Here is a 2443-nt window from a genome sequence, read left to right as displayed (position 1 = left end):
CTGGGAAAACCCTGGCGTTACCCAACTTAATCGCCTTGCAGCACATCCCCCTTTCGCCAGCTGGCGTAATAGCGAAGAGGCCCGCACCGAAACGCCCTTCCCAACAGTTGCGCAGCCTGAATGGCGAATGGGAGCGCCCTGTAGCGGCCACTCAACCCTATCTCGGTCTATTCTTTTGATTTATAAGGGATTTTGCCGATTTCGGCCTATTGGTTAAAAAATGAGCTGATTTAACAAAAATTTAACGCGAATTTTAACAAAATATTAACGCTTACAATTTAGGTGGCACTTTTCGGGGAAATGTGCGCGGAACCCCTATTTGTTTATTTTTCTAAATACATTCAAATATGTATCCGCTCATGAGACAATAACCCTGATAAATGCTTCAATAATATTGAAAAAGGAAGAGTATGCGTAGCCGTAATTGGAGCCGTACCCTGACCGAACGTAGCGGCGGTAATGGTGCGGTGGCGGTGTTTATGGCGTGCTATGATTGCTTTTTTGGCGTGCAGAGCATGCCGCGTGCGAGCAAACAGCAGGCGCGTTATGCGGTGGGCCGTTGCCTGATGCTGTGGAGCAGCAACGATGTGACCCAGCAGGGCAGCCGTCCGAAAACCAAACTGAACATTATGCGTGAAGCGGTGATTGCGGAAGTGAGCACCCAGCTGTCTGAAGTGGTGGGCGTGATTGAACGTCATCTGGAACCGACCCTGCTGGCCGTGCATCTGTATGGCAGCGCGGTGGATGGCGGCCTGAAACCGCATAGCGATATTGATCTGCTGGTGACCGTGACCGTGCGTCTGGATGAAACCACCCGTCGTGCGCTGATTAACGATCTGCTGGAAACCAGCGCGAGCCCGGGTGAAAGCGAAATTCTGCGTGCGGTGGAAGTGACCATCGTGGTGCATGATGACATTATTCCGTGGCGTTATCCGGCGAAACGTGAGCTGCAGTTTGGCGAATGGCAGCGTAACGATATTCTGGCCGGCATTTTTGAACCGGCGACCATTGATATCGATCTGGCCATTCTGCTGACCAAAGCGCGTGAACATAGCGTGGCGCTGGTTGGTCCGGCAGCGGAAGAACTGTTTGATCCGGTGCCGGAACAGGACCTGTTTGAAGCGCTGAACGAAACCCTGACCCTGTGGAACAGCCCGCCGGATTGGGCGGGTGATGAACGCAACGTGGTGCTGACCCTGAGCCGTATTTGGTATAGCGCGGTGACCGGCAAAATTGCGCCGAAAGATGTGGCGGCGGATTGGGCCATGGAACGTCTGCCGGCGCAGTATCAGCCGGTGATTCTGGAAGCGCGTCAGGCGTATCTGGGCCAGGAAGAAGATCGTCTGGCCAGCCGTGCGGATCAGCTGGAAGAATTTGTGCATTACGTGAAAGGCGAAATTACCAAAGTGGTGGGTAAATAATAACTGTCAGACCAAGTTTACTCATATATACTTTAGATTGATTTAAAACTTCATTTTTAATTTAAAAGGATCTAGGTGAAGATCCTTTTTGATAATCTCATGACCAAAATCCCTTAACGTGAGTTTTCGTTCCACTGAGCGTCAGACCCCGTAGAAAAGATCAAAGGATCTTCTTGAGATCCTTTTTTTCTGCGCGTAATCTGCTGCTTGCAAACAAAAAAACCACCGCTACCAGCGGTGGTTTGTTTGCCGGATCAAGAGCTACCAACTCTTTTTCCGAAGGTAACTGGCTTCAGCAGAGCGCAGATACCAAATACTGTTCTTCTAGTGTAGCCGTAGTTAGGCCACCACTTCAAGAACTCTGTAGCACCGCCTACATACCTCGCTCTGCTAATCCTGTTACCAGTGGCTGCTGCCAGTGGCGATAAGTCGTGTCTTACCGGGTTGGACTCAAGACGATAGTTACCGGATAAGGCGCAGCGGTCGGGCTGAACGGGGGGTTCGTGCACACAGCCCAGCTTGGAGCGAACGACCTACACCGAACTGAGATACCTACAGCGTGAGCTATGAGAAAGCGCCACGCTTCCCGAAGGGAGAAAGGCGGACAGGTATCCGGTAAGCGGCAGGGTCGGAACAGGAGAGCGCACGAGGGAGCTTCCAGGGGGAAACGCCTGGTATCTTTATAGTCCTGTCGGGTTTCGCCACCTCTGACTTGAGCGTCGATTTTTGTGATGCTCGTCAGGGGGGCGGAGCCTATGGAAAAACGCCAGCAACGCGGCCTTTTTACGGTTCCTGGCCTTTTGCTGGCCTTTTGCTCATTAGGCACCCCAGGCTTTACCCGAACGACCGAGCGCAGCGAGTCAGTGAGCGAGGAAGCGGAGAGCGCCCAATACGCAAGGAAACAGCTATGACCATGTTAATGCAGCTGGCACGACAGGTTTCCCGACTGGAAAGCGGGCAGTGAAGTGAAGGCCCATGAGGCCAGTTAATTAAGCGGCCGCGATATCCTGCAGATGCATCCA

The 2443-nt window shown here is 52.4% G+C and carries 1 protein-coding gene; it reads left to right on the top strand.

Annotated elements, in window-relative coordinates; genetic code table 11:
• Window positions 1-629 precede the first annotated feature (629 nt).
• Window positions 630-1421 carry an ANT(3'')-Ia family aminoglycoside nucleotidyltransferase AadA1 gene (gene aadA1 / locus D187_RS36885; protein ID WP_001206316.1) on the top strand — a complete coding sequence of 264 codons (792 nt, stop codon included), beginning with the start codon at window positions 630-632 and terminating at the stop codon, window positions 1419-1421.
• Window positions 1422-2443 lie beyond the last annotated feature (1022 nt).

It is taken from the genome of Cystobacter fuscus DSM 2262 (assembly GCF_000335475.2).
GTDB classification, from domain to species: Bacteria; Myxococcota; Myxococcia; order Myxococcales; family Myxococcaceae; genus Cystobacter; species Cystobacter fuscus.
The sequence above is the reverse complement of the archived record's forward strand: the minus strand, read 5'-3'. Positions and strand labels throughout refer to the sequence as shown.